Here is a 3,316-nt window from a genome sequence, read left to right as displayed (position 1 = left end):
CTGCGGGCTGGTCGGCGGGCGGATCGCCGCGGCGGGCGCTGTCGGGCTGCACCCGCGCGACGCTACCCGCCGGCCGGCGCGACACCGCGCCCGAGGCGGGCGGGAACGGGCGGGCGAGGCCGTAGGCTGCTGCCGTGTTCGGTCGCGCCAAGGAGAAGACCCGCCCGCAGCAGCCGGGCGGCACGGCCGGCGCCCCCACGCCGGGGCCCGTCCCCGCCAAGCCCGGCGGCAAGGGCCGCCCCACGCCCTCGCGCAGCGAGGCGCAGGCCCGCAACCGCCGCCCGCTGGTGCCGGCCGACCGCAAGGCCGCCCGCACGGCGGCGCGGCAGGCGCTGCGCGAGGAGCGCGCCCGGATGCAGCAGGCGCTGCTCACCGGGGACGAGCGCCACCTGCCGGCGCGCGACCGGGGCCCGCGCAAGCGGCTGGCCCGCGACGTGGTCGACGCCCGGCACAACCTCGGGGAGTGGTTCCTCGTGGTGGCGCTGATCTCCCTGGTGCTCTCCAGCGTGACGCAGGCGTTTGGCAGCCTGGTGCTCGTGTGGGCGACGACGGGCCTGATCTACCTCATGCTCGCCGCCGTGGTGGTGGACAGCGTCCTGCTGAGCCGGCGCATCAAGCGGGCGGAGGTCGAGCGGTTCGGCGACGCCGAGCGCGGCGTCGCCAGCTACGGGGTGATGCGGGCCCTGCAGGTGCGGCGGCTGCGCCGCCCGGTGCCGCAGGTCAAGCGCGGCGAACAGCCCCGCTGAGCGCACCACCACACGAGGGATTCCGAATCGGGGTGCCTGCGGCGCAACGGAAAACCTTGCTCCTCGCGGGCTTCCGTGCGATAACTGGGCGATGACCGCGACTCCCTCGACCGTCCCCGCGCCCACGCGCAGCGCGCTGGCGGCGACCGCCCGCGACCACCTCTGGCTGCACTTCTCGCGGATGTCCACCTACCAGCACGCCGACGTGCCGGTCATCGTGCGCGGCGAGGGGGCCTACGTCTACGACGAGGCGGGGCGCCGCTACCTCGACGGGCTCGCCGGCCTCTTCGTCGTCCAGGCCGGCCACGGGCGCCGCGAGCTGGCCCGGGCGGCCGCCCGGCAGGCGGAGACCCTGGCGTTCTTCCCGCTGTGGTCCTACGCCCACCCCGCCGCGATCGAGCTCGCCGAGCGGCTGGCCGCGTACGCCCCCGGCGACCTCAACCGGGTGTTCTTCACCACCGGCGGCGGGGAGGCGGTGGAGACGGCGTGGAAGCTGGCCAAGCAGTACTTCAAGCTCACCGGCCGGCCCTTCAAGCACAAGGTGATCAGCCGCGCGATCGCCTACCACGGCACCACGCAGGGCGCGCTGTCCATCACCGGGATCCCCGACGCGAAGAAGTACTTCGAGCCCCTGGTGCCCGGCACGCACAAGGCGCCGAACACGAACTTCTACCGCGCCCCCGAGCACGGCGACGACCTCGAGGCGTTCGGCCGCTGGGCCGCCGACGAGATCGAGCGGGCCATCGTCGCCGAGGGCCCCGACACGGTCGCGGCCGTGTTCCTGGAGCCGGTGCAGAACTCCGGGGGCTGCTTCCCGCCGCCGCCCGGCTACTTCCAGCGGGTCCGGGAGATCTGCGACCGCCACGACGTGCTGCTCGTCTCCGACGAGGTCATCTGCGCGTTCGGCCGGCTGGGCACGATGTTCGCCTGCGACAAGTTCGGCTACCAGCCCGACATGATCACCTGCGCCAAGGGCATGACCTCCGGCTACTCCCCCATCGGCGCGATGATCGCCAGCGACCGGCTCATGGAGCCCTTCCTCGACGGGACGACCTACTTCCCGCACGGCTACACCTTCGGCGGGCACCCCGTCTCCTCGGCCGTGGCGCTGGCCAACCTCGACATCTTCGAGCGCGAGGGCCTCAACCAGCACGTCCTCGACACCGAGGGCGCCTTCCGGGCCACGCTGGAGAAGCTGCGCGACCTGCCCATCGTCGGCGACGTGCGCGGCGACGGGTTCTTCTACGGCATCGAGCTCGTCAAGGACAAGGCGACGAAGGAGACCTTCGACGCGGAGGAGTCCGAGCGCCTGCTGCGCGGCCACCTGTCCGGGGCGCTGTTCGAGAACGGGCTGTACTGCCGCGCCGACGACCGCGGCGACCCCGTCCTGCAGCTCGCCCCGCCGCTGATCTGCGACCAGCAGCACTTCGACGAGATGGAGCAGATCATCCGCGCCGCCCTCGAGGGTGCCGCCGCCCTGCTCTGAGCGCGGCGCCCGGGTGCGGGCGGGTCAGTCGCCGGGGCGGTCACCGTGGTGGGTGGCCGCCCCCCAGGCGTACGTCTGCTTGACCAGCTCCAGGTAGATGAAGGTCTCCGTGCTGCGCACCCCGGGGATCGTGCGCACCCGGGAGTTGAGCAGGTCGAGCAGCTGCTCGTCGTCGGCGCACGTCAGCTCCGCCAGCACGTCGAAGGAACCGGCGCACAGGACGACGTAGTCCACCTCGGGCAGCTCCGCCAGGCGCGCGGCGACCTGGCGGGTGTCACCGTCCACCCGGATGCCGATCATCGTCTGGCGCAGCAGGTCGACCGTCAGGGGGTCGGTGACGGCCACGACCTGCATCACGCCGCCTTCCAGCAGCCGCTGCACGCGCTGGCGCACCGCCGCCTCGGAGAGCCCCACGGCCTTGGCGAGGGCGGCGTAGGACATCCGGCCGTCCACCTGCAGGTGCCCGATGAGCTCGCGGTCGACGGCGTCCACCCGGGAGCGGGTGGCGCGGGTCGGGTTGAGGCGCAGGTCCCTCGGCACGTGCGGAGCCTAACCAGCGATCAGCGCGCCGGACGCGCGCGCCGCGCCCCGACCGGCCCGCGACCGGCCCGGGGCGGGCGCTCGCCGGTTCACTCGACGGTGCGCAGGCTCAGCGGGCCGTAGACCTGCCGGCCGTCGGCGAACAACCGCACCGCGTCCACCCCGCGCCCGCGCAGGCCCCGCCACGTCTCCCCGATCCACGTCTCCGCGTCGGCCTGGGTGGGGAACTGCGCGGACGGCTCGACGCCCGCGACCTCGCGGCCCTCGCCGTCCTCGAACCGCCACGTCCAGCTCGTCGGGCTCATGCGCCCACGCTAGCCCGCGCCGCGCGGTGCAGGCCCCGCAGCACGCGACGGGCGTAGCCGGGCCCCTCGTAGACCAGGCCGGTGTACCCCTGCACGAGGGAGGCGCCCGCGTCGAGGCGGGCCTGCGCGTCCGCGGCGGACTCGATGCCGCCCACCGCGACGAGCACGAGGCGGTCCCCGACGCGCTCGTGCAGCCGGCGCAGCACCGCCAGGGAGCGCTCCTTGAGCGGGGCACCGGA

Annotated in this window: 4 protein-coding genes and 1 pseudogene; 2 read left to right on the top strand and 3 right to left on the bottom strand. The window is 74.4% G+C overall.

What is annotated here, in order from left to right:
- The first annotated feature begins 134 nt into the window (after nucleotides 1–134).
- On the top strand, nucleotides 135–746 hold the full coding sequence (locus tag ABEB16_RS14875) for a DUF3043 domain-containing protein (RefSeq protein WP_345713015.1): 612 nt from the start codon (nucleotides 135–137) through the stop codon (nucleotides 744–746).
- A gap of 91 nt (nucleotides 747–837) precedes the next feature.
- Entirely contained in the window at nucleotides 838–2,232 is a 1,395-nt protein-coding gene (locus tag ABEB16_RS14870) for an aspartate aminotransferase family protein (protein WP_345713014.1), read from the top strand.
- Between the two features lie 24 nt (nucleotides 2,233–2,256).
- Here the strand turns inward: ABEB16_RS14870 and ABEB16_RS14865 are convergent, their stop codons facing one another.
- From ABEB16_RS14865 to ABEB16_RS14855, 3 genes and pseudogenes are all read right to left on the bottom strand, one after another.
- Nucleotides 2,257–2,760, bottom strand: coding sequence for an Lrp/AsnC family transcriptional regulator (locus ABEB16_RS14865; protein WP_425560203.1), 504 nt, complete (start codon nucleotides 2,758–2,760; stop codon nucleotides 2,257–2,259).
- A 101-nt stretch (nucleotides 2,761–2,861) separates the two neighbouring features.
- Nucleotides 2,862–3,077, bottom strand: a complete 216-nt coding sequence (locus tag ABEB16_RS14860) for a hypothetical protein (protein ID WP_345713012.1) — start codon at nucleotides 3,075–3,077, stop codon at nucleotides 2,862–2,864.
- Nucleotides 3,074–3,316: pseudogene (locus ABEB16_RS14855) on the bottom strand (quinone-dependent dihydroorotate dehydrogenase); the annotation flags it as partial. The gene ABEB16_RS14860 and the pseudogene ABEB16_RS14855, both read right to left, overlap by 4 nt.

The organism is Kineococcus glutinatus, assembly GCF_039542765.1.
Classification (GTDB): Bacteria; Actinomycetota; Actinomycetes; order Actinomycetales; family Kineococcaceae; genus Kineococcus_A; species Kineococcus_A glutinatus.
Note: the sequence above shows the minus strand (reverse complement) of the source record. Positions and strands in the feature narration are given on the sequence as shown.

Bases quoted from the DNA above. Each gene is read 5' to 3' on its own strand.
- ABEB16_RS14860 (WP_345713012.1), bottom strand. From the start codon at position 3,077: ATGAGCCCGACGAGCTGGACGTGGCGGTTCGAGGACGGCGAGGGCCGC.
- ABEB16_RS14870 (WP_345713014.1), top strand. From the start codon at position 838: ATGACCGCGACTCCCTCGACCGTCCCCGCGCCCACGCGCAGCGCGCTG.